Here is a 22,276-nt window from a genome sequence, read left to right as displayed (position 1 = left end):
TGCCTTCGGCTATATCCTTCCCACTACCGGGCGGATTCGGGACTTTAACCCGTTAGAAACGTGCGCCGCTAGGCGCACCTACCTAAAAAGAACCCAGGCGAATATTCTCGCTTGGGTTCTTTCTATTCTGAGATTAAATATTCATCAGATCACTGAGTACTTTCAGTGCTCCGTCTGTCTCGTGGGCCAGTACGCGTTTTGCCAGTACTTTACCGAGCTGTACACCTTCCTGGTCGAAGCTATTTACGTTCCATACGAAGCCCTGGAACATGACTTTGTTTTCGAAGTGTGAAAGCAGTGCTCCCAGTGTTTCCGGGTTCAGCTGTTCACCAATGATGATGCTGGACGGGCGTCCGCCTTCGAAGTTTTTGTTGCGGTTTTCGTCTTCTTTTCCGCATGCAAATGCTACGATCTGAGCTGCCACGTTTGCACACAGTTTCTGCTGGCTTGTGCTGCCCTGGATCACTACGTCTGTGTTCATCTGGTTGCTCTTGAAGCCTACGAACTGCAGTGGGATGATGTCTGTTCCCTGATGGAGCAGCTGGTAGAAGGAATGCTGTCCGTTTGTTCCCGGTTCACCGAAGATAACCGGTCCGGTTACATAGTCAAGTCTCTCACCGAAACGGTTCACGCATTTACCGTTGGACTCCATGTCAAGCTGCTGCAGATGTGCCGGGAAGCGGCTCAGTGCCTGTGAGTATGGCAGTACTGCTGTGCTTGGATAGCCCAGTACGTTACGCTCATAAACGCCAATCAGTGCATCCAGCATCGCCGGATTCTTTCTGATATCTTTTTCTGTTCCGAGTCTGTCCTCTTCTGCTGCACCGTTTAAAAATCTTTCAAATACTTCCGGTCCGAATGCCAGGGATAATACGGCTCCGCCTACTGCGGATGTGGATGAATAACGTCCGCCGATGTAATCATCCATAAAGAATGCTGCCAGATAGTCGTCGCTCTTTGCCAGTGGAGATGTCTCGCTGGTTACTGCGATCATATGTTTGGAAGCATCCAGTCCTGCGTTTTTCAGAGCATCTTTTACGAAGGACTCGTTGGTCAGTGTCTCAAGTGTTGTACCGGATTTGGAAACCAGGATAAAGATGGAATGTGCTACGTCGATACCATACAGAACTGCTGCTGCATCATCCGGGTCTACATTGCTGATGAATTTTGCTTCCATCTTGAAGGTATCGTTTTTCTTTGCCCAGTTTTCCAGTGCCAGATACATTGCACGAGGTCCGAGGTCACTGCCACCGATACCGATCTGAACAACGGTTGTAAATTTCTCACCTGCTGCATTTGTGATCTCTCCGGCATGTACTTTGTTTGCAAAATCTGCGATCTTCTGCTGCTGTTCTTTATAGAAAGCACGTTTGTCTGTGCCGTCAGCATTTACAGCCTCACCGAGCTGACCGCGTGTCAGGTGATGAAGAACCATTCTCTTCTCTCCGGTGTTGATAACTTCACCATTGTAAAGTGCTTCGAATTTTTCAGTCAGCTGTGCTTCATCTGCCAGTTTCTGCAAATCTTCCAGCAGTTTGTCATCTACCTGCTTTGCAGCATAATTATACGCAAGGCCTTCTGCCATCGGTGTGCTGTATGTTTTCACACGTTCTGCACCGTTTTCTCCAGACATTGCCTCTGCGATATTTACACGCTCTGCCTTTGAAAGATTTTTAAATGCTTCCAGTGTATCCAGGTTGTTCCAGGTAATCATAGTAGATTCCTCCTTAAATGTATAAAATAGTATAAGCGGGTGTGTGATAAAGTTTACTTCTCTAAATCACTGATGATTATAATAGCAAACCTGCATAAATTCAAGCATCAATCGCATCTCCATGGTTTTTTACACCGTAAGAATTGTTTTTTACCACCATTTAATCTCCTGCCGTTTCATTAAATTTACTAAACAGTTGGAGATACATTGCCATTTTATCCACTGCATCCACAGATACACCCGTTTCGGTATCAATTTCGAAATAGCATTTCTCCCCAATATAACCCTTGAGTTCTGCTTTTCCGCTGCCGATCTGATTGCCCTCGTAATCGTAAAGTTCCTCTCCGCGTTCTTCTGCCAGATAATCTTTTGGATTTCCGTCTGCATCCATAAATACGAGATAATATTCACGTTCCAGATTTTCGTTCTCGAACAACCGCTTCTGTGCATAGCCAAGGCACTGATTGTTTTCATCATAATAACCATAGGTTGTCCCGGCAATCACGCCATCGATGTTATTGATCGGCTCATCAGTCACAAATTTCATCCAGAACCAGGTTTTTCCATCGACCGATACCGTCCATTTCGTATTGAGAATACCTGTTTCTTTTAACCGCCCGGCTATTTTCCCGTCCGCAAGAATATTCCCCTCCTGGTTGACCTCATCCAGATCTCCTTCTACCAGAAATGTCCGGCACTGACTCATTGCCTGCTTTGCTTCCTCTGCAGATGCATAGGACTCGACATTAGATTTTCTGCATCCCAAAAGAACACTTGCCAGAATACACCACATCACTGCGATATACACCGCTTTTCTTATCTTTGCTTTTTCTTTCATTCACACCTCCTAACTGCGATCCCGTGCAAGTTCGCGTGCCACCATCACCGCCATTGCCGCAAGCAGCGGAAGATATTTTTCTTCATATGCAATGATCACTGCATTGTCAAAGACAATATTTTCCATTTTCAGATCCAGGTTGTCCAGGATTGTTCCCAGCGTTTTGCCATTTAAGGTTACGCAGAAATTATGGCCGATCGAACCGGCATATTCGGTCAGTTCCAGTTTTCCTTCTTTGACCTTCATCTCAAATTTATCTTTGACCAGCACAAATTTCTTCTCCAGCGTGCCGTAAAGCTCACCCAGGTAATAAAACTGGTAGGTCGGCAGTACACTTACGATCTTCTTGGTCATTTTAAAGATCTCGTTATGCTGATCGTCATAAACAGAAAGTGTGCGCAGCGGAGCCGTTCCTTCGATTTCGAAAACACGGTTTCCTTCGCTGTCACAGAGATCAAAATGCTGACCGGTCAGTTTAAAATCCTCCGTAAAAGTATAGACTTCCGATGGGCGGGACTGCGGAATTTCCAAAACCTGTTTTGTTTTCACAAAATGCTCCAGGCTCTCCCTCAGTTGCTTCTGCATCAGAAGTACATCCGACTGATAGCAGACATATTCTGCTGTATTATCGCCAAAATCCTCTTCTGCCGGAAATATCGAATCATTATATTTTCCCTTTATCATACTGGTCATGAACGAATAGCCAAGATAACCGATATTCCCGTCTTTTGAAAGCCAGAAATAGAGAAAATCGCCGTTTTTGTCCGGTCCGAACATCAGAGCCGGCTGCTTCATCGTGTAAAACTGAACAAGATAAGCAGAGCCAAGCGGCGTGCGGACATCTTTGTAGGCCTCATAAAATTCTTCAATCTTTCTCGGACAATCCATGGCGATCATACTGCAGATATCCGTTGAACCGTTATAATCATCCGGCGATCCCAGCATCCAGATTGCAATACCAATGATCAGGACAACCGTTGCAATGCTGACCGGGATCTTATTCCAGTTCCCTTTTGCTGCGATCCAGAAGGCAAATGCACAAACGATCACACTGATAATACGGTATTCCCACATACGTGCTCTAAGTGGAGCGGAGAGTTGCTGTTTTTCTGTGTTTTCTGCTCCCTGCATAGTTTCAATCCTTTCCGGGCATTTGTGAGTACCAGAAATCATCTCCGCATCTCCGGCACACACTGCCCAAGTCTTTTTATCTTATGCTTTTTTAGATTTTACCTTGATCGCCTGTACTTTTTCTTTTTTTGCGGCTCCGCGTGCTTTCAGTATCTTCCTGTAAGCAGAAAGTTTTTTCTTCGGCACTTTGATGACCGCTTTCGCATGGATGCCGGAAAATGCCTTGCTTCCCACTCTTTTCTTTGTCAGTTTTGTCGTTTTGATCGTGATATTTTTCAGCTTCTTGCAGCCACAAAATGCTTTCTTTCCGATCCTGCTCACGCCTGACGGGATCAACACTTTTCGGATCTTTTTCTGATTCTTAAAAGCATTCGCTGCAATCTCTGTAACTTTATAAGTAACATGGTTTACGGTAATGCTGTCCGGTATTTTTACCGTTCCTTTGACACCCTTTTTCGGTTTCAGATATGCCACTGTAAATGTCTTTCCGTCCGCACAGGTTACTTTATACTGATTTTTGTCCGGTCCTATGAACTTTGTTCCTTTTTTCAGATATTCTGGTTTCGATGGCTTCTGTATCGGCTCAGAAGTTCCCGGCTTTTCACCTGGATCTGACGGTTTTTGTGGTGTCTCCGGTGTTTCCGGTGTCTCCGGTGTTTCCGGTGTTTCCGGTGTTTCGATCGTCACCGTTTTTGTCAGAGGGATTTCTGTGACTGGCTGTACCAGCCTGTAATTTGCTTTGTCTTTTCCGGCAAGCGTCAGTTTCGGTAATGTTACCGAAGTATATTTTCCTGCTTTTTTATCTTTTAACGTTCCATGAAGATCCGTCAGATCTACGCTCACTTCATCACCTTCCAGCATACCGCTTAGCAGTACTTCCGTGATGGCAACCTGATTTGTTCCATCATATTTCCTGTTTCTGGCGGTCGCCTTTGTTACCGTAAGTTCTTTTGCATTTACTTTGATCGCTGTGCTGCCTTCTGCATTTGCATATGCCTCATCAGATGGCATAAAGATCCATTCTGCACTTGTCACGGATGTATCCGGTCTTTGTGTGCCGTCTTTCCATTCAAGCGTTCCTTCCACTGTATTTCCTTCTTCGTCCACAAATTCTGCTTCCGAAAACTCCAGTGCCGACAAAAGACCACCGTAAGTAAGCGTATCTTTTTTCAGGGTTACTTCTGTTCCTTCCTGTAATCTGACCGGTGTCTGGTCATTACATTCCAGATTGAAGGTGATCACAAAGTCCTCATAGTTCTCAGTCGTAACTTTGATCTGGATCTTTCCTTTCCTGTCCAGTGCCCCCTGCTTCACTGTATAAGATAATATATCGTCTGCTATACTCGGTTCTGTGATATATTCCATGTTTCCGGTCATCTCCGGTGCAGCATACTGTGCATTCCCGCAGTCCACCGGGAGGATTTCCCTGAGACTGATCCGCTCTTCCTGATCCTTTAAATATAAGTAACTTTTATTCTGTTCTTCGATCTGAAGCCCACTGCTTTTTGCCACATTCACCGCTTTTGTCAGAGGAATTTCGTCTGTCGGCTGCACAAGAATATAATTCTCCTTGTCTTTTCCGGTTAATCTCAGCTCTGGCAAAGTTACCGAAGTATAATTTCCCGCTTTTACATCTTTCAAAGTCCCGCGGATCGTTCCGATGTCTGCCGAAACTTCATCTCCTTCTTCAATGCCCTCAAGAACAATATCACGGAAGCTGACATACGCGGTTCCATCATATACTTTATCATCTGCCGTTGCCTCTAAGACTTTCAGTTCTTTTGGCTCTACGGTGATCGCTGTGCTGCCTTCTGTGTTTGCATATGCCACATCATCCGGTGTAAAGATCCATTCTGCACTTGTCACGGATGTATCCGGTCTTTGTGTGCCATCTTTCCACGCAAGCGTTCCCTGAACCTGCGTGTCGGTTCCCTGCTCAACAAAGACTGCCTGTTCTTCCCCTTCCAGATTCAGTTTCAGATCGGATAATGTTCCCCCGTAAGTAAGCTTCTGATCCTGTAAAACTTTTACCTCACTGCCTTCTTTCAGGACAACCTTTTTCTGATCTGTCAGTGTGACCGTTAAGTCATAAGAAACATCCTTATAATTTTTCATTGTTACCCTTACATGAATTGTGCCTGTTTTTCCTATCATGCTCCTGTCTGTAAAATCTTTCACTTTATAATTTAACTGTCCATTCCGCGTAATCTCATAATCATCAAAAATCTGCTCATCCCCTGCTGCAGAATAGGAATAATAATCTTCCTTTTTGTCCGCCGGGAGTTTTGCCCGCAGATCCACAAATACCGTGCCAGAACCCTTGGTATAAATATAACTTGCCGATTCATGAAATGCAGTCTGCTGCGGAGTCTTTTTCTCAACATGAACTTCTACACCTTTTACTACATAATAAGGATAATTTCCATCTTTCGGTGTAAAAACAAGATCGCATATCAATCTTTTTCCAAGTTCCGGTATCACTTCCAGATTTTCTTTCTCCGTAAAACTCCAGGTTCCTTCCAGCAGCGTACTTTCTCCGTTTCCGGTATCTGCCCTGATCACGCCCGGAATTAAGGTATACTCCTGCAAAGTCTGTTCTACATTTCCGGAAATCTGCGGAAGTGTCTCACAGCTCATACCTGTATTTCGAACCTCCACATTTTTCAGATCACTCTGAGTAAGTACTTCTTTTCTGCTCAGAAAGCGTCCATCTTCCGTACTGTAGAACGCATAACCCTGCGGAAGCATATTTTCTGCACTGCCTGAATATAATACGATGTTCTGAAAATTTCCGCCGGTCATTTCTATACTGTTTTGATAACTGTCCCAATAGCCGATCTGTCTGAAATCACCGCTTTCTATTCTCAGTTTCCCGCTCCTCTGTGCTATTACAATATCAAAGGTTCCGTTTTTTACCGTAACCTCTGCTCCGTCTATGTAGATCCGGTCAACACTTTTCGCTGTCAGAGATTTTTGATTTAAATCCAGAGTGATTTTTCCACTTTTCAGAGTCGGAAGACTTCCCGTATTTTCCATTGACTGCATAAAGGTAATCTCTGCTTCTTTGCCATTTGCGTATTGTAACGCTTCTTTCAGTGTATCTACATAAGTTTCTACTCCATTTACGGTGATCCGAACATAACCCTGGAAATCCGGATTTTTCTTATGGCACCACACGCAGTACTGCACATCCTGCTCATAATCATGTTTCTTACACGCCTCGACATGCACATTCGTACAGCTTGTCTCGGCATATGGCTGTTTCTCATTCGTCTCATTATCCACCAGACAAAGCTCTTCTCCAAGTTCTGCCCATTCTTTTGAAACCCGATCGAATTTTCCACCGCTCACCTTAATTTTCGCACCGTTATACACAAAATAGCTGTTCGACTGATTTTCATAAATTCCGCCGGCAAACTCTATATTTTTACTTCTTACTAGCAACGTACCGTAAAATACACCCGTCTGCGTTTCACTGCTGTCTGTAATTTTAAGAGAAGCATCCTGATTCAGAGTGGTCCTCTTTAAATTTTGCAGACGATATCCATTCAGATCCAGAATCAGATTTCCACTGTTTACCTCCACTTCCCGTACCGATTCAATATTCTTCAACAGCTTCATCTGTGCTGTTTTTCCCTCTGTATCACGAAATGCTTCTGTCAAAGTAACATATGGTTCGGAATGTCCATCCATAGTTACCTCAATTTCTCCGTCCGAAATTTTATATAACAGATAATCCGATTCTGATTTATATTTTTCACGGAAAGTCATTTCTACTTTTACATAGTAATCGCCTTTATCAGCCGGCGCTCCGCCTTCGGTAAGTGCACCGGCATTTTCTGCATTTGTCAGCACGCTGCCGCGATCTTTATAATAAGTGGTTTTTACGGATGTCGGTGTTTCCTCGCAGCTCCAGGTGATTTTTCTTCCTTTTTCAAAGGACAGTTCCCGTGGATTTCCGGTATAAGCATAATCTATGCTTTTGCTGCCTGCGATTTTTTCCATCTGGATTTCGGCATCGAAGTTGATCTGATAGGAAAAGATTTCTGAAGTTTCCTGATAAAAATCTTCCACTTCCAGAGCCGTCACTTTTACATAATATTGTCCCGGCAGTGCCGGTGCTCCGCCTTTTTTAGCAGCTCCGCTGTTTTCCGCCGTGGTCGGTATCTGTGCCTTTTCATCCAGATAATAGCCGACCTCTATTGCTCCGTCCCCTTTCCAGTTAAAAACCTCGTTTTTTTTCAGAGACAGTGGCTTTGTTTCAGACAGATTATCGCTTGTCCGCTCAATCTGGGTACCGGATACCAGTGAAATCTCATTTTTTGCCATACTTCCCGGATGATTGCTGTAAGTATCGTTTTCCTCCAGATAATAAACCTTTCCATGTGTGCCATCCATTACAGGATAAGCATCCGGATTTTCTTCAAGATTCTGGAACCACTTTGCCTGTGAAGCCAGAGAATTATCCTTTCCATTTAACACCCAGGTCGCCTTTCCGGATGCAAACTCTGCGGTTGTCATACCTTCTGAATCTTTGACACTTCCATTTTGATTTTTATTATAAACCTGTCCCTTAAAACGATCGGTATTAAAAACACAGTTCTGAATTGTGTCACCCTTGTCCAGACTCCCTACAATTCCACCTGCTATACTTCCTGTCATGACTGCATCGCTCCAGCAGGAGATGATATCACAGGCTTCTTGATTCTTATAGCCTTGATAAGCAACTATACCGCCGGCATAATATCCATCTGCTGTTCCGGTATTATAACAATACTTGATATAGGTTCTTACATATTGTTTTGAGCTGTTCATATCACAGACCTGTTCCCCGGCGATACCTCCGCTGCGTCCCCAGCCCCACGTTGCCTTTACCGATCCGCTGTTTTTGCATGATTCGATCCAGCCCTGCGAACTTCCGACAATGCCGCCGCCGAAATCATGAGCTGTTACTTTTCCGTTGTTCCAGCAGTTGATCACTTTTCCAAGATTGCTTTTTGCTGCAACCGCTCCGGCCGTACTCGTTGACGATGTGAACACGCCATCTTCCATGCCAAGATTTTTGACAACGCTGTTCTCCTTCAGCTGTGCAAACAAGCCTGATACCTGTTTATCCCCTGTCCGCTCGCAGACCAGCTTGCTGATCTTATGTCCGTTTCCGTCAAAGATTCCTGTATAACCGTCATTTGTATCTCCGATCGGTGTCCAGTCTTCACCTGTCATATCAATGTCTGCCGTCAGCACTGCATTGACAGCGTTCTCTCCGGCATTGACCTTCGCCGCAAACGCCTGCAGATCTTCTTTGTCTGCAATCGCATAATATCCGGCATAATCTCCGTTTAAATGAAAATTACTCTGGTTCTCTTCAGTAACCTGTACCAGTCCTGCTGCATTTGCCTGAATACTTACCAAGCCACCAAAATCCATTGCGGTAAATGCAAGTGCAAATGCAAGTAATCCTGCTGCAATTCGTTTTCTCATATCTTCCCTCCTGTTTTCTTTTTTTAATCTTTCATTCCTGACTGATTCCTGCAAATTGCTCCGTTGAAAACTAATTTTCGCAATTCTATAACCATTATATAAAATTAAAAAAGCATTGTACACTAGCCAAACGGCCAGTTTTACAATGCTTAATCGAGTTTTTTCAAAGTTTTCTGTTTTTACATCGAAATCCATCCCAGTACATTTGCAATGGAGCTGAGAAGGATAATGATAACGCAGGCGGATGCCAGATATTTCAGGAAGAAATGATATAATTTCTTGCGTTTAAAATCAGATGACTGTTCAATCTCCGCATCCATTCTTTTAAATCCGACGACTTTCAGAATCAGAATGCAGGTAGCAAGTGCTGCGATCGGCATCATGACCGAGTTGGTCAGGAAGTCAAAGAAATCCAAAAACTGCATACCAAGGATCTTCACAGAGTCCCAGATACCATATCCAAAAGAGGATGCCGTTCCGATCACCAGCATCACGACAACCATCAGCAGACAGCATTTTCCACGGCTCCAGTGAAGCTCATCGTTCAGGGTGGAAACGCTGGTCTCAAGAAGTGAGATTGCACTGGTCAGTGCCGCAAACAGAAACATCAGGAAGAATGCGATGCCGACAATCGTGCCAACTCCCATACTCGCAAATACTTTCGGCAGGGTGATGAACGTCAGTGCCGGTCCTGCCTGGAGCGTTTCCATATCTCCGCCGGAGAATGCAAACACTGCCGGAATGATCATCAGACCGGCCAGAAGTGCGACACCGGTGTCAAAAATCTCAACCTGCGTGGTGCTTTTTTCGATGTCTACATCTTTCCCGATATAAGATCCATACGTATACAGGATACCCATCGCGATCGACAGGGAATAAAACATCTGTCCCATCGCCGCAACGACCGTCATCCAGGAAAAATTCTCCAGATTCGGGATCAGGAAATATTTGATGCCTTCCACGGCTCCCGGTCTTGTGATGGAATAAACAGCCACACAGGCTGCCAGCAGGATCAGAAGCGGCATCATAACCTTTGAAACACGTTCTACTCCATTTTTTACACCTGCAAGAATGACAATAAATACCAGTGCCGCAAAGATCAGAAACCATATTTCTACTTCCATGGAAGAGGTGATAAAACTGTTGAAATAGCCATCCTGTGCAACAAGGTTTGCATTGCCCCTGATATACTCAAACAGATATTTCAGAACCCAGCCGCCGATCACACTGTAATAAGGAACGATCATCATCGGGATGACTGCGTTGATCCAGCCTCCCAGGTGAAACGGCAGGCTCTTTCCGAATTTGTGGAAAGCTCCAACCGGGCTTTTTTTCGTCATACGTCCCAGTGCTGTTTCGGATACGATCATAACATATCCAAAAGTGACCATTAATGTAGCCGCTCAAAATTTTTGACAAAACTTCTCAAAACTTTTGACAAAACTTTTCGGGAAATATTTCCGGTATTTATAAGCACGAAACGGAGGGAAAAACCCTCCGCTTTTTTGACAATAATTTTGTGAATAACGCCTACTTTTCAGCAGCGGCTTCATCCTCATCTTCACACTTGGCAAGTTCCTCTTCCAAGGCTCCAATCTCATCACGGATGACCTGTCTCTGTTTGTGGAGTTCCTGAAGGTCATAAGGTGACTCCATCCCAAGGGTAGAATACTCAATACACTTGGCAATCTTCCAGTCCCCAATATCAGACTCCTGACATGAGAGCTTGGTCTTCAGGTCTCTTATTTTCTGCTCTATCTCATTTTTGCTCATTTTTGTTTTGCTCATCTCTGTGTCCTCCTTCAATAAATGGATGGATAAAAAGCTCATCAAAGAGCTTATCCATACTCTTGACTACATTGTATGAGTCGTAGTGGCTCACACCGCCCTTCCATGAGGCATAGGCACATCTCACATCATCAAAGGACATCTCCCCGGCATCCATGAGCTTCCGGAACTTCTTCAGCTTTCTCCGCATCCTTGTGACAGAGTCCTTGCTGATACGTTCCTGTACCTTTCCTGTCTCTGTTAGGTTATATTTGATTTTAAGGAATGTGAAGCCATGTGACAGTTTTACTATCTGTGTTTTCTTTGGATTGATAAAGAGTCCTAGCTCATCACATATCCCTTGTATGTCATTCAGGAGCCCCTTCAGGTACTCCTTATCTTCATGGATGATATAGATGTCATCCATATACCGCCCATAGTATTTCATGCCCTTCACAATCTTGCAGTAGTTGTCTATCCTTGTCGGATAGTATACTCCGGATATTTGTGATATTTGACTTCCAATACCCACGGACTTTCTCATGTACTTTTCGCCTGTCAGCTTTGCCTTATCAATTTGAGCATGTTCCAAGGCGTTATACAGCGTTTTCATACAGTTAGCATATTCTTCATCAGTCATGTAGGAAACATCCACCCTGAAGGTATCTATGAGCTTCTCAATAAAGCTCATTGTCTCCTTATCACCAATCTTTTTCCGCATTTCCTTTATCAGACCATCATGGACTATATTGTCAAAGAATTTGCTAAAATCAATCAGTAATACATACCCTTCATTGCTCTTGTGTTTCCGGTAGAACTTGTGAAGATGTGTGCTCAACCGTTTCCTTGCAAAATGGATACCCTTGCCTTCCATGGAAGCACCATTGTCATAGGTCAGGTACTTGGAGAGCTCCGGGACAAGCACATTGTCACAGACTGACCTCTGTACCACACGGTCAGAGATGTGCATTGACTTAATATGCCTTGTTTTTCCCCTCTCATGCAGCTTGAACTCATAGAAGTCCTTCTGCTCATAGGTTCCATCCTTCAGCTCCTTTTGAGTTTGGTTGATATTCCTCAAAAGGTTCATTTCATACCGCTGTACTGACTCTTTCCACGCTGTTCCCTTCTTTGACTTGTTAAAGGCATCAAGCAGGGAGTTGGCATCATATACAGACTCCATATCATTCATAGAGCTTCACCTCGTTTCTAGCACCAACTGACGTATCAGGGTGCATCAAGATGTTCCCTCATCCTCCCTCTATCAGAAGATGAGCTTCTTTACCTTTCGGAAGGACAAGCTTTCCTTTCCTGTATCGTATATCGGCACATAGCCTACACTTAGTATACATACACGAAATCGGGCGGACTCCACCATCCCCGGCGGCGTTGTTATTATTACTATTACCATTATTGTTACAATTAGCAAACGCCGCCGCCGACACCACAGCACTCAACGGTGGAAAAGTCTCTTGATACAAAGCTTGCCCCGGATAATTATACTTGTTTTTCAGCCTTTTGGGAAGCACCTTCTTTCTGTGCTTTGGCTGCTTCATTCTCCCTGATTTTCTTCAGGATTTTGTTGTCACTCTTTCTCCATCCCTTCAGGAGGGCTATCTCCTTCTCAATCATTTCCACATATCGGATATACTTCTGTGCATCCACCGGGATGATGGATATAATGTACTGCATCTCCTGAAGGAGCTGCTCACAGTTTCCTATGGCATGATTTTGGAAGTTTCTACGGTCATAGAACTCACTCTCACATACTGGATATATCGTATTTGCCTGTGTGATGTTCATTATCATGTTGTGGAGAATATTCATTATATTATTCCTCATTTTATCTATGAGCCATGCCGGATATTCCTCTATTATCGTGGCTTTCATTTCATACTTCTCCACAATCTCCCGAAACTTCTGCTCATCCTCCTGCTCCATTCCCGGCACCCCATACAATGACTTGACACTCCTCACTTTGTCCTTGATGCCAAAGTCCCGGAGGAGCAACATTGTGATTTCTCTCCGGAGCATTATAGCATTATGATAGAACTCCAAACTGGATACACTTCTTTTGTTCTTCAGAACGCTCAACCTATTTCCTCCTTCCGGTCATCTGCCCCCATACAGGGGGCAGATTAAAGATTAACCGATACAGAAATACGGGCGGACTCCACCATCCCCGGCGGCGTCGTGATAATCACTACCACCATAATTGCCACAACCAGCAAACGCCGCCGCCGACACCACAGCACTCAACCAATACCACCATCTACTTCCGTTATGTCCAAGTCCTGCTACCTTCAGGTTAGGAGCTAACCGGAACAACGGGAACTGAATATTGTCACATCCTGTATCATAGAATGATGAACTAAGCACTGTGGAACCATATACCTGTATCTCACTCATCAGTTTAACCAAGCAATCCTTCCATTCCCATGAGCTTGCATATCCTGTGATGCCTGCTCCTGCGTTTGAATTGCCTGTTGTAGATACTGCTGTTGTCAGCAATTCTCTGTGACTAAGTATATGATTATTTAATGCTGTTTGCAAGGCTGCTGCATATACAGGAAGAACCGTTTTATACATCTTAGAGCCTACATACCCACCTGTTGTCACATTTGTATCATTCATAACTGATTTTGTCTTGAAGCAGTCCTTCGGTACAATCACAGCATGATGTTTTGTGAAGGCTGTATCTCCATTATTCCAAAATACATCAAAGCCTGCCAAGATACATCTGACTGTCTCGGCACCACCCAAGCCTGTAGTGATGCTTATGTCAAAATAATCACCCACATACAAGTCCTTAAAGGTTCCTGCACTGATACGCTGACATATTTCATCCACCGTATACACATTTGTCAGGTTCTTCCCTCTGTAGATGGAATTATGAGCTGCTGCACTGTCAGAAAAGACATTGATGAACTGCTCATTGAGGTATTTGTCATTGTCAAGGAGCTGCTGATGTCTCACATTCCACTCATCATAGTGTGCCGGAGTTGTCCTCTCCATTGCTGTCATCTCAAGGACAAGTTTCGGATGCTCTGCTGCTGTTATATTTGCCATTTTCTTCTTCCTCCTTAATAGTTGTCTTCAATGGTGAATGTCACCTCTGTCTCATCCTTACCTTTTGCAAGGAAATTAGAGAACGCCACCACATCTCCATCCTCATCAATGAGTGCCATCTCACTGATGAATGTACCAACAAGCTCATCTTCCTCAAGCTTGATGGTATACTCATAGGATGTATCTGAAGTCTTGGTTGATGAAGTATAAGGCTTTCTGACCACCTCTTTCTTCAATGCTACATTCTCCGCAAGTGGTACTATCACGGTACCATCTCCATTGACACCGCCGGAACCAAGTGCAATGTGTGTTATCTTTGCAACCGTTCCGGTTGTATGGCTTGCTTCAGCCATCTTTTTTCTTCTGATTTTGGTTATCACGCTTTTTGTTGCCATTCTACAATACCTCCGTTTTTTGCCAAGCATCTATTATCTTGGAACCATCAAGGCTCCATGTTCCATCAAGGAAGATGAGGTTGTGCTCTTCATGCCATATCACCCTGAACTCCCTTGTATGTTCTACACCAAAGCTGTATGCCTGCTTGGTGGTGTATTCTGTCCTCTGTGCATCCATGAGCCGGGAGCCTGTCAGCTTCCAAAGCCCGTTGAGCTTCAGATAATCAAAATAGTCAATGACCATCCGGTACTGCTCCAATGTCTTCCTGATACTGTATGCCTCCTCACAAGGCTGCATCCTGTACCGCTGCTTCATTAGCAGCTTCTCTTCATGCTGATGGCGGAATGTTGTGCTCCATCTCATTTCTCTTGGAGACATCTGTGCATCCACCACATAACTTCCATCTGTCGTCCATGAGCCATCTGTCTTCAGGTATTCAAAATAGTACATCCTGAAGCTGTATGCCGCCTTCAGGATGGCACTCTCTACCATCCGGCAGGCATAATTGTATGCCATAACTGCAAGCCCGGCTTCATGGAGCTCATAAAGGCTCTCATATCGGTATCCTATCCGGGTACCAACGGGAGTCATCTCTGCATCAAGCATATAGCTCCCATCCAGTTTCCACATTCCATCAAGCTTCCTGTAGTCATAATAGAATAGATGCTTCTTATACAGTACCTCAAGGAAGTTTCCTGTGTGTGGCTGCCTGATGCTCAAGTTATACTTGAAGAAGTAGTTGTCCTTTGCACCCACCTCTTTCCACTTCCTGACGGTCTTCCGCATAATGTCAAAACTGATAGGATGCTCCTCATCCGCATCCATCACAATTACTATGTAGAACTCCGCCCATCTGTTTTCAATGGTATCAGACTCCAATGTCCGGCTCCCATCAAGGAGCCAACTTCCATCAAGTGTGAAATGGGAAAAGCCTGTCAGGTCATTTGCTCTCACAAGAACCGGGGAAGTATATCCAAGAGTCCTCACCGCAAGCAGCACTCCCTCATTGGTACCTCCAAGCTTGCATATCTCCTCATACATGGCTATCCTTGAGCGGAAGTTCTCTGGATGTTCTCCTTCATACCGGGTGAGCCTTCTATCAGCTCCATGTACCGGGAGCATTTCATGGCTGCATGTAGCAACCATTCCCTCATCCCTTGCCCGGAGTATGTCTTCCTTTGCTTCATCAAACCTCTTGCCGAACACCCGGCAAAGGATGTACCACTTATTCAGTGCTTTCTTCAGCTTCTTCAGAGGAGTAGTGAGCAGATACCACATGTATTCAATAAAGTTCTCTATCATGGCGGCATCACTCCTTCCCCCTTGCACTCTGTACTACGTTCCGGACAGTCACATTGATGTCTCCTGCCATGATGACCTTGTCCTGTTCAAGAACCATGTCATCAGACGGTTGCAAGATGTCTGTCTTCCTGTAGTTATCAATCTTTGTACTAAGCACTTGGATGATGCTGTCCCTGTATAGGGTATTCATTTCTCCCCTTGTCAGAGCCATCATGTCCTCAATGAGTTTTGTTGCCTGTGCATCCACTCCATCCGTTGCCGCATCTTCAGCAAGGTATATCACAAGCTCAAAGTCCTGTCTCACTACTTCACTGGACTTCACAAGATAGTCCTCATAGTTTCCCTTCAGCGGCTCAATGGCTTCACCCACCTTTCTTATCAGCTCCGGAGAAGCTTCTCCTGCTGCACCTGTGACAATCACATCCACTGTGCCCTGACCTCTTGGATGCTGTGCATCAATCCGGGCATCCAGTACACCGGGTACAGCCTTTGCAGCGTTCCGGAGCTTCTCTTCTATGGTTCGTGTTGCAAGCTCCGCCCATGAGCTCATACATCTGTCACGGAGGTCTTCAAGGTCTTCCTCTTCAGCTCCTTCCTCAAAGAGCCAGTCATCCTCATTTGTCACATAGTCCACACCATCAAGGTGTATCATGGATATGGTTATTCTTCCCGGTGCTATATTGTAATAGGTTCCGGTAGCTTCAGCCTCCACAAGCACTCTTCCTACAGGTTCCCCGGCATCAATGACCGTATTCTCACAGCAATAGAACTTCAGCTCATTGCCTCCGGCATCCGGTTCTGTTTTGAAACAATGTCCTTTTGTTACCTGAAGAGCATTGTTGTATTCACTCCTGTATATGCTCACATAACCTCTTGCTGCCTTTGCCTCCTTCTGCTGTTTGGAATAGTCGGCAGCCTTAATCTTCAGCCAGTCTCCTTCAGCATGTTTGATGAAGCATCCATTCACGATAGTACGGGCAAGCTCTTTCAGCTCTATGTATATGGTCACAAGCATCCGGCAAAGGTGATAGAAGATGCCGCCCTTTTTGAAGTTCGTTATAGGAAAGCCTTCACCCTCAAGCTCTCCCTGTACCTTTTCCATCTCCTCATCTTCATCCGGGAGAGGGATAATCTTCTCCATAATGCTCTCATCTATCATTCCACAATCACCTCCACGCCATTGCTCTCAATGTCAATGTTATATTCACTATTGCTATCTGTCCTCCGGAAGGCTATCCTGATATGGTATATATGACCGTCAAAGTTCACCGTTGTCTGTATGCTTCCGGCATCAATATAGTCCCTTTTGGACATCTTGGAACGGATACGCTGCTGTATTTCCATCTGTGTGAAGTCATCATACTCTCCCTGCATAAAGTCAAGCAGGCTCCACCCATAGCTTGCATCCCCTTCCTCATCCTCATAGAAGAGCTCACCCTCTTCTGTCATTGCCTCATTCTTAATATCCTGAAGCCAACATTCATCATCCGATACAAGGGCTGTGTCCCCGTTCCCGTCTGATACAGGCTGACCATCTTCATCAAGCATGATGTCTACATCATTTGCACCTGTTATCTGCATCAGAAGCACCTCCCTATGATATAAGGCTTGCACTCACCATACATGAGCACGATTGCCACAATCTCATTCTTCAGGACAGGTATGTCAGTTTTCACCTTCGGTACCTCCGGGAAGCGGATGTCAGGCTGCTTGTTTTTGTCAAGTATTTTGAGAGTTGCTTCATACAGCTCTCCGTTCTGTCTCACAGATACCACCTTTGCATATAAGCCGGGCGGATACTGCATGTGTGGATAGTTCTCTTTTATCTGATTTTGAAGCTCCTGCTCCACAAACATCTTCATCATGTCAGACATCCTTCTCACCTCCTGCAAAATAGATATACATGTGTACCGCTCCGGTATCATCACTTCTCACTATTGTCTTCTCTACTGTTACAATTCCGCTGTATTTGCTGTGCTGCACCTCAACTTCTTGGCTGTGGTGTATCCAAGGGATGGCTATTGTCTCCGCCTCCCAAAGGTCTCCGTACTTATTCAGGGACAGGATGGTCTCTCCCTCCTCAAGTACATATATCTCTTTCTGTTCTTCCTTGGTTCCCCAATAGAATACCTTTTTCTGAAAGAAGAACGGGTTCTTGATGCCCCATGAGCTGTTGACCTCTGCTATGGTATTGATACCGCTCTTTCTGTCAATGACAAAAAGGTCTTTCTTCCCATAATGTTCATCAGACAGCACATAGTCCTCAATCCCTGCACATGCCAATACATACCGGATGACATCCTGCGGCTCACAGTCTACAAAGGATGCCTTGATGGTCACTCTGTCAAGCTTCATCATGTCATCTTTTATCATTATTTCCTTCCAGTAGTCCGTGTCACCGCATCTGACATATCCATCAATCAGGCTGTCAAAGTCATCCTCATATCCAAGCTCAACGCTTGCTTCATCCATATCTTTGAACTTCAGGACTCCCTGAAGCTGTGGTGATAATTCCACCCGGCACCAGTCCATGTGAGACTCTTTGCTTGAGAAACACTCAACCTCTATACCATCCGTCACCTCATAGTCTCCTACTGTCACCCGGAACTCCGGGGATATTAGCTTCTTGTATCCCAAGCTTCTCACCTCCTGCTATTTCACAGCCGCCCTTGCTGCCTTCTTACCTCTGCTTGTGTTTCGGCTGTCCTTTGCCGGGCTTTTGCTTTTTGATTTCTTACTCTTTGACTTCTTTGTGCTCTTTTTAGTAGTCTTTTTCTTTGTGGTCTTCTTTTTCACCTTTATCCCGGCTATATCAGGAGCCCACAGTTCCAATGAAGCTATCCGTTTGCTCTCTGATATAACCTTCTTAGAGGTGAGGTTCTTGAAGTATACCTTTGTGATACCACGGACTGCACAGTCTTCATTGACTATTGGAAGAAGCTTCGGCTTGTCCTGACCATAAGGCTTGAAAAGCCGCTGCATCTCCGTGAGCTGTTCCAATGTGGTAGCAGTCTTTGTGTCCTCAAGCAGTATGTCTATCATCACCTTGGCATTTTCATAGCCTACAGGCTGTGACTTCTTGTATCTGCCCTTCTCATCCTGTGCCACATACACGCTTCCGGCTTCCTGAACCTCCACGCTTGTGACCTGACCTTCAAGATATATACCTCCAAGCTTCACTACCTTTTCCTGCACATACAGCATACCGCCTCACCTCCTATGTTGTTGCCGGAGTAGGGCTGTCTGTCCGGTTCTGTGCATCCTTCAGCTCATCTATCAGCTTGTAGAGCAGAGGCAAGTCCTTAATCTTGCTTATATCTACAGTGAAGCTAATCTGATGGATGGTGGTGCCGCCTTCTTTGCCCCATCTCTCTGATGTGTATGTCTCTTTTGTGGTTGTTGTCTTGCTTTCCTTTTCCTTTCGTACTGATGCAGCCTTTGAGGTCAAAGCACTTGTGATGTTTGCCCCGGTCTGCTGTACTGTATCACCGCTTTCTTCGTTCTCTCCTTTGACTACGCCTTTGACAATCTCTGTCATCTGCTTCCACAGTTCGGATAATGGAAGCACCGCTTCAGCTCCGGCTTCTCCTCCTCCCAAGAGGTTCCCTCCCATTGCTCCAAAGATGGTTGCTCCGTTCAGGATACCGCCTTCCTTGTACCATTGGATGGAGAAGGATGGCAATGAACCTTTTCCGCCGATACCATAAGGTGCCTGTCCACCATTTACACTAATATGTGGCAGCTTCAAGTCCGGAAGCTTCCATGAGAAATTGAAAACTCCTTTGATTTTCTCAATCGTACTGGACACTACAGACCTTGCCGCTTCAAGTTTTGATGAGAAGGCTGACTTGATACTGTCAAGAACTGAAGAGACCGTATCCTTTGCCGCCTGTATCTTATTGCTTATAGTAGAGCGTATACTCTCAAGCTTCCCACCTGTCAGATTGTTTATCACGGAGTATGCTGTACTGAAGGTACCCTGTACTCCTGTCATTGTTGCTGCTACAATTCCCTTTATGCCTCCGCCGCTTGACTGATATGCAGCCTGCATATTGGAGAGCTGTGTGCTTGCATAGTTCTTAGCTGCTAACATTCCGGATGATACTGCATTTGCCACACCGGACATCTTCTCACTGAATTGGTTCTTGATGTTTGTGAGCTTTCCGCCCGTCAGGTTGTCAATGAATGTGAAGCCTGCTGTGTAGTATCCCTTCACGCCTTCTACAGCCGCCGCTGCTACGCCCTTGATGCCGCCGCCATGTTCTTCATAGGCTGCCTTCATATTGCCAAGCTTTTCCTTCACGGTGTCGGATGCAGCTCCTAAGATATTTCCAAAGAAGCCCTTCACCGCTTCAAGCCCGTTTTTGATGGTGTCCTTCATCTTCGTTATGGTCTCGGTTGCATCTATGCCGATTGCCGACAATGCACCACCAACCACATCCAAAAATCCGGATGCAAACCCACCAAGGAATGAGAGGATGGCATCAAAGCAGTTGAAAAAGAAGTCCTTCAGGTCTCCGACTGCTGCGGATGCAAAGTCAAGAGCTCCCGAAAAATCGCCCTTGAATAGTGAGACAATCATGTTCACCACATTGGTAACAAAGCTCACCAAACTTGAGAGGGCATTGGTCAACGGGGTCAGTGCGGATATAATTCCCTGAATACAACCAACGAAAAGACCAAGTGCTACCGTCAGGACTGCACCTAAGACAGCACCTAGTACCTCAAGGATTGGCTGCACCGCCTGATACAGTTCCATGAACTTCTGACCTAGATTTTGTAGGGCAGGCTTCAATGTCTGCCATGCCTGCATGAAGGATGATTTCACCTGTTCAAATAGTCCAATCCAAAAGCCACGGAAGGCTTCTGACTTATTCCATAGGACTACAAAGGCGGCTACTAGAGCCACTATTCCGGCTATCACCCACGTTATAGGGGAAGCAAGGAAGGCTGTATTCATTCCCAAGGTTGCGGTCTTCACAAGTCCTATAGCGTTCTTTGCTGACAGGAAAAGCTTTCCAAGGCTTCCTATCACACCCATCACGCTTCCTGCTATCACAAGGAATACTCCAAGCTTCAGGGCTATGTTCATAATGCTCTGAACCGTTTCCTGATTGTTGCTTATCCACTTGGAACCCTTCTGTATCAGTCCGCTCACTTTGTCCATGGTATTGTTGACTGCCGGAAGTAGTCCATTTCCAAGTTCCTCCACATTGTTGTGTATCTGTTGCTTCAGCACTTGAAACTTCTGCTCCGGTGTGTTGTTGATGGCTTCCGCCATCTCCTCCGTCACAGATATTCCGTTTTTCATGCTTCCCTGCAAGTCCTGTATTCCACTGTCAAGGGTCTCAACATTGTTGTATAAAAGGTCTATAAGGGCAACCGCCTCATCCGTTCCAAAGGCTTCCTTCAGTTCCCTCTTCTCTACTGCATCAATGGTCTCCCCATATTTACTCTTCAGCTCTGTCAGGATGTCCGGCATTGATAGTAGCTGATTGTTGGTATCAAGGAAGGTCAGTCCCAACTTCTCTCCGGCACTGGATGCCTGATTGAGGAAGGACTTATACTTTGTTGCTGCTTCAGAACCGGACATTGTAGTCTGAAGCTGTCCCATTATGGCAAGCTGTTCTTCAAGTGGGACATTGGCATTTGTAGCTGTGGCTCCTAGTGCTGATATCGCACTTGCCATCTCGGAGCCGGATGTCTTGTAGTTCTTAACTGCTGTTGCAATTCCGGCGGAGAACATCTCACCAAACTCAAGGTCAGACATATCATCATAAAAACCTTTATAGATACCGTAACCTGTGGCAAATAGTGAGCCCATCTCTTCCGTTGTTGATTTTGTGGCTTTACCCGTCAGGGCTGCCAGTTGTGTGAACTGTGCCACGCCTTCATCCGTCAAGGATGCTATACCTGATTTAATATCATAGGATGCCGTTATGAAGTCCGCTTTGCTTGTTCCTGCCCATGTGTTGGAGAAGCTCTTTGCCGCATCCTCCACCGCCTTCAGGTCTTTCACTCCCAAAGAGGAAAGCTCTCCAAGTGCGTTCTGTGTATCAAAGGTGGCTGTGACTGTTTTCATGGCAAGCCCGGTGATGGTTCCACCTATTCCTGCCATTGCTACCCCTGCCTTCTGCATGGTTCCAAAGGCAGAATTGAGCTTGTCTACACTACCGGATACGCTGCTCTGCACACTGTTCATCTGACCGGAAAGATTATCCACCAAGTTCAGGATGACAGACAATTTGTATACTGACTCCATACCCATGCAACCACCTCCCTGTTGCTTTTTACTTAAAATGTGATATACTATTCCTTACAAGACCATAGAGGTGTATCAAGTCCCACAGTTTCCGGCTGTGGGGCTTTTTTATTCGTCATTACTAAAATTGTCTGCTATTCCTTTTGCTACGCCTGTCTCAATATCTTCAATTCTCATCTCTCTTGCACAGTCCGCTTGACCATACAGCTCAAAGAACTCTTCAAAGGTCAGGTCTTCAAAGCTTTCTGGAAGCAGTTCCGTGGGAAGATAGGTATATATGACCATCTTCCCATAGCTCACAAAGCTGCTCTTGAAC

Annotated in this window: 17 protein-coding genes and 1 pseudogene; all 18 read right to left on the bottom strand. The window is 45.2% G+C overall.

Going from position 1 to position 22,276, the window contains the following annotated elements; translation table 11 throughout:
* Positions 1-133: 133 nt before the first annotated feature.
* On the bottom strand, positions 134-1,714 hold the full coding sequence (locus GPK60_RS03840; protein WP_215658883.1) for a glucose-6-phosphate isomerase: 1,581 nt from the start codon (positions 1,712-1,714) through the stop codon (positions 134-136).
* Between the two features lie 160 nt (positions 1,715-1,874).
* The gene (locus GPK60_RS03835; protein WP_215658882.1) at positions 1,875-2,552 is read right to left on the bottom strand and encodes a hypothetical protein; all 678 of its coding nucleotides are present in this window, start codon (positions 2,550-2,552) and stop codon (positions 1,875-1,877) included.
* Positions 2,553-2,561: 9 nt separating this feature from the next.
* Positions 2,562-3,626 carry a hypothetical protein gene (locus GPK60_RS03830; RefSeq protein ID WP_215658881.1) on the bottom strand — a complete coding sequence of 355 codons (1,065 nt, stop codon included), beginning with the start codon at positions 3,624-3,626 and terminating at the stop codon, positions 2,562-2,564.
* A 138-nt stretch (positions 3,627-3,764) separates the two neighbouring features.
* On the bottom strand, positions 3,765-9,164 hold the full coding sequence (locus GPK60_RS03825; protein WP_215658880.1) for a YDG domain-containing protein: 5,400 nt from the start codon (positions 9,162-9,164) through the stop codon (positions 3,765-3,767).
* A 179-nt stretch (positions 9,165-9,343) separates the two neighbouring features.
* A pseudogene (locus GPK60_RS03820) lies at positions 9,344-10,558 on the bottom strand (sodium-dependent transporter); the annotation flags it as partial.
* 136 nt (positions 10,559-10,694) lie between these two features.
* A complete protein-coding gene (locus GPK60_RS03815; protein WP_118511555.1) occupies positions 10,695-10,952 on the bottom strand; it encodes a hypothetical protein in 258 nt (85 codons plus the stop codon).
* Positions 10,924-12,123, bottom strand: a complete 1,200-nt coding sequence (locus GPK60_RS03810; protein WP_215658878.1) for an RNA-directed DNA polymerase — start codon at positions 12,121-12,123, stop codon at positions 10,924-10,926. The genes GPK60_RS03815 and GPK60_RS03810 overlap by 29 nt, the downstream gene beginning before the upstream one ends.
* A 305-nt stretch (positions 12,124-12,428) precedes the next feature.
* Entirely contained in the window at positions 12,429-13,025 is a 597-nt protein-coding gene (locus GPK60_RS03805) for a hypothetical protein (protein ID WP_215658877.1), read from the bottom strand.
* A gap of 51 nt (positions 13,026-13,076) precedes the next feature.
* Positions 13,077-14,000 carry a hypothetical protein gene (locus GPK60_RS03800; RefSeq protein ID WP_215658876.1) on the bottom strand — a complete coding sequence of 308 codons (924 nt, stop codon included), beginning with the start codon at positions 13,998-14,000 and terminating at the stop codon, positions 13,077-13,079.
* A 14-nt stretch (positions 14,001-14,014) separates the two neighbouring features.
* Positions 14,015-14,395, bottom strand: coding sequence for a phage tail protein (locus GPK60_RS03795; protein ID WP_055055764.1), 381 nt, complete (start codon positions 14,393-14,395; stop codon positions 14,015-14,017).
* A 1-nt stretch (position 14,396) separates the two neighbouring features.
* Positions 14,397-15,698 (bottom strand): hypothetical protein, encoded by a 1,302-nt coding sequence (locus GPK60_RS03790; RefSeq protein ID WP_173895483.1) that lies wholly within the window; start codon positions 15,696-15,698, stop codon positions 14,397-14,399.
* 7 nt (positions 15,699-15,705) lie between these two features.
* Positions 15,706-16,857, bottom strand: a complete 1,152-nt coding sequence (locus GPK60_RS03785) for a baseplate J/gp47 family protein (RefSeq protein ID WP_009295627.1) — start codon at positions 16,855-16,857, stop codon at positions 15,706-15,708.
* Positions 16,854-17,279: a hypothetical protein gene (locus GPK60_RS03780; protein ID WP_009295626.1), complete on the bottom strand. Its 426-nt coding sequence runs from the start codon at positions 17,277-17,279 to the stop codon at positions 16,854-16,856. The genes GPK60_RS03785 and GPK60_RS03780 overlap by 4 nt, the downstream gene beginning before the upstream one ends.
* On the bottom strand, positions 17,279-17,563 hold the full coding sequence (locus GPK60_RS03775; protein ID WP_243860682.1) for a hypothetical protein: 285 nt from the start codon (positions 17,561-17,563) through the stop codon (positions 17,279-17,281). The genes GPK60_RS03780 and GPK60_RS03775 overlap by 1 nt, the downstream gene beginning before the upstream one ends.
* A gap of 1 nt (position 17,564) precedes the next feature.
* Positions 17,565-18,344: a hypothetical protein gene (locus GPK60_RS03770; RefSeq protein WP_227222175.1), complete on the bottom strand. Its 780-nt coding sequence runs from the start codon at positions 18,342-18,344 to the stop codon at positions 17,565-17,567.
* A 6-nt stretch (positions 18,345-18,350) separates the two neighbouring features.
* A complete protein-coding gene (locus GPK60_RS03765; RefSeq protein WP_009295623.1) occupies positions 18,351-18,902 on the bottom strand; it encodes a hypothetical protein in 552 nt (183 codons plus the stop codon).
* Positions 18,903-18,915: 13 nt separating this feature from the next.
* On the bottom strand, positions 18,916-21,960 hold the full coding sequence (locus GPK60_RS03760) for a phage tail tape measure protein (RefSeq protein ID WP_252191282.1): 3,045 nt from the start codon (positions 21,958-21,960) through the stop codon (positions 18,916-18,918).
* A 108-nt stretch (positions 21,961-22,068) separates the two neighbouring features.
* Complete coding sequence (locus GPK60_RS03755) at positions 22,069-22,245, bottom strand: hypothetical protein (protein ID WP_215658874.1); 177 nt, start codon at positions 22,243-22,245, stop codon at positions 22,069-22,071.
* Between the last annotated feature and the right edge of the window lie 31 nt (positions 22,246-22,276).

This window comes from Ruminococcus sp. MCC718, assembly GCF_018783905.1.
Lineage (GTDB): Bacteria > Bacillota > Clostridia > Lachnospirales > Lachnospiraceae > Hominisplanchenecus > Hominisplanchenecus faecis.
The sequence above is the reverse complement of the archived record's forward strand: the minus strand, read 5'-3'. Positions and strand labels throughout refer to the sequence as shown.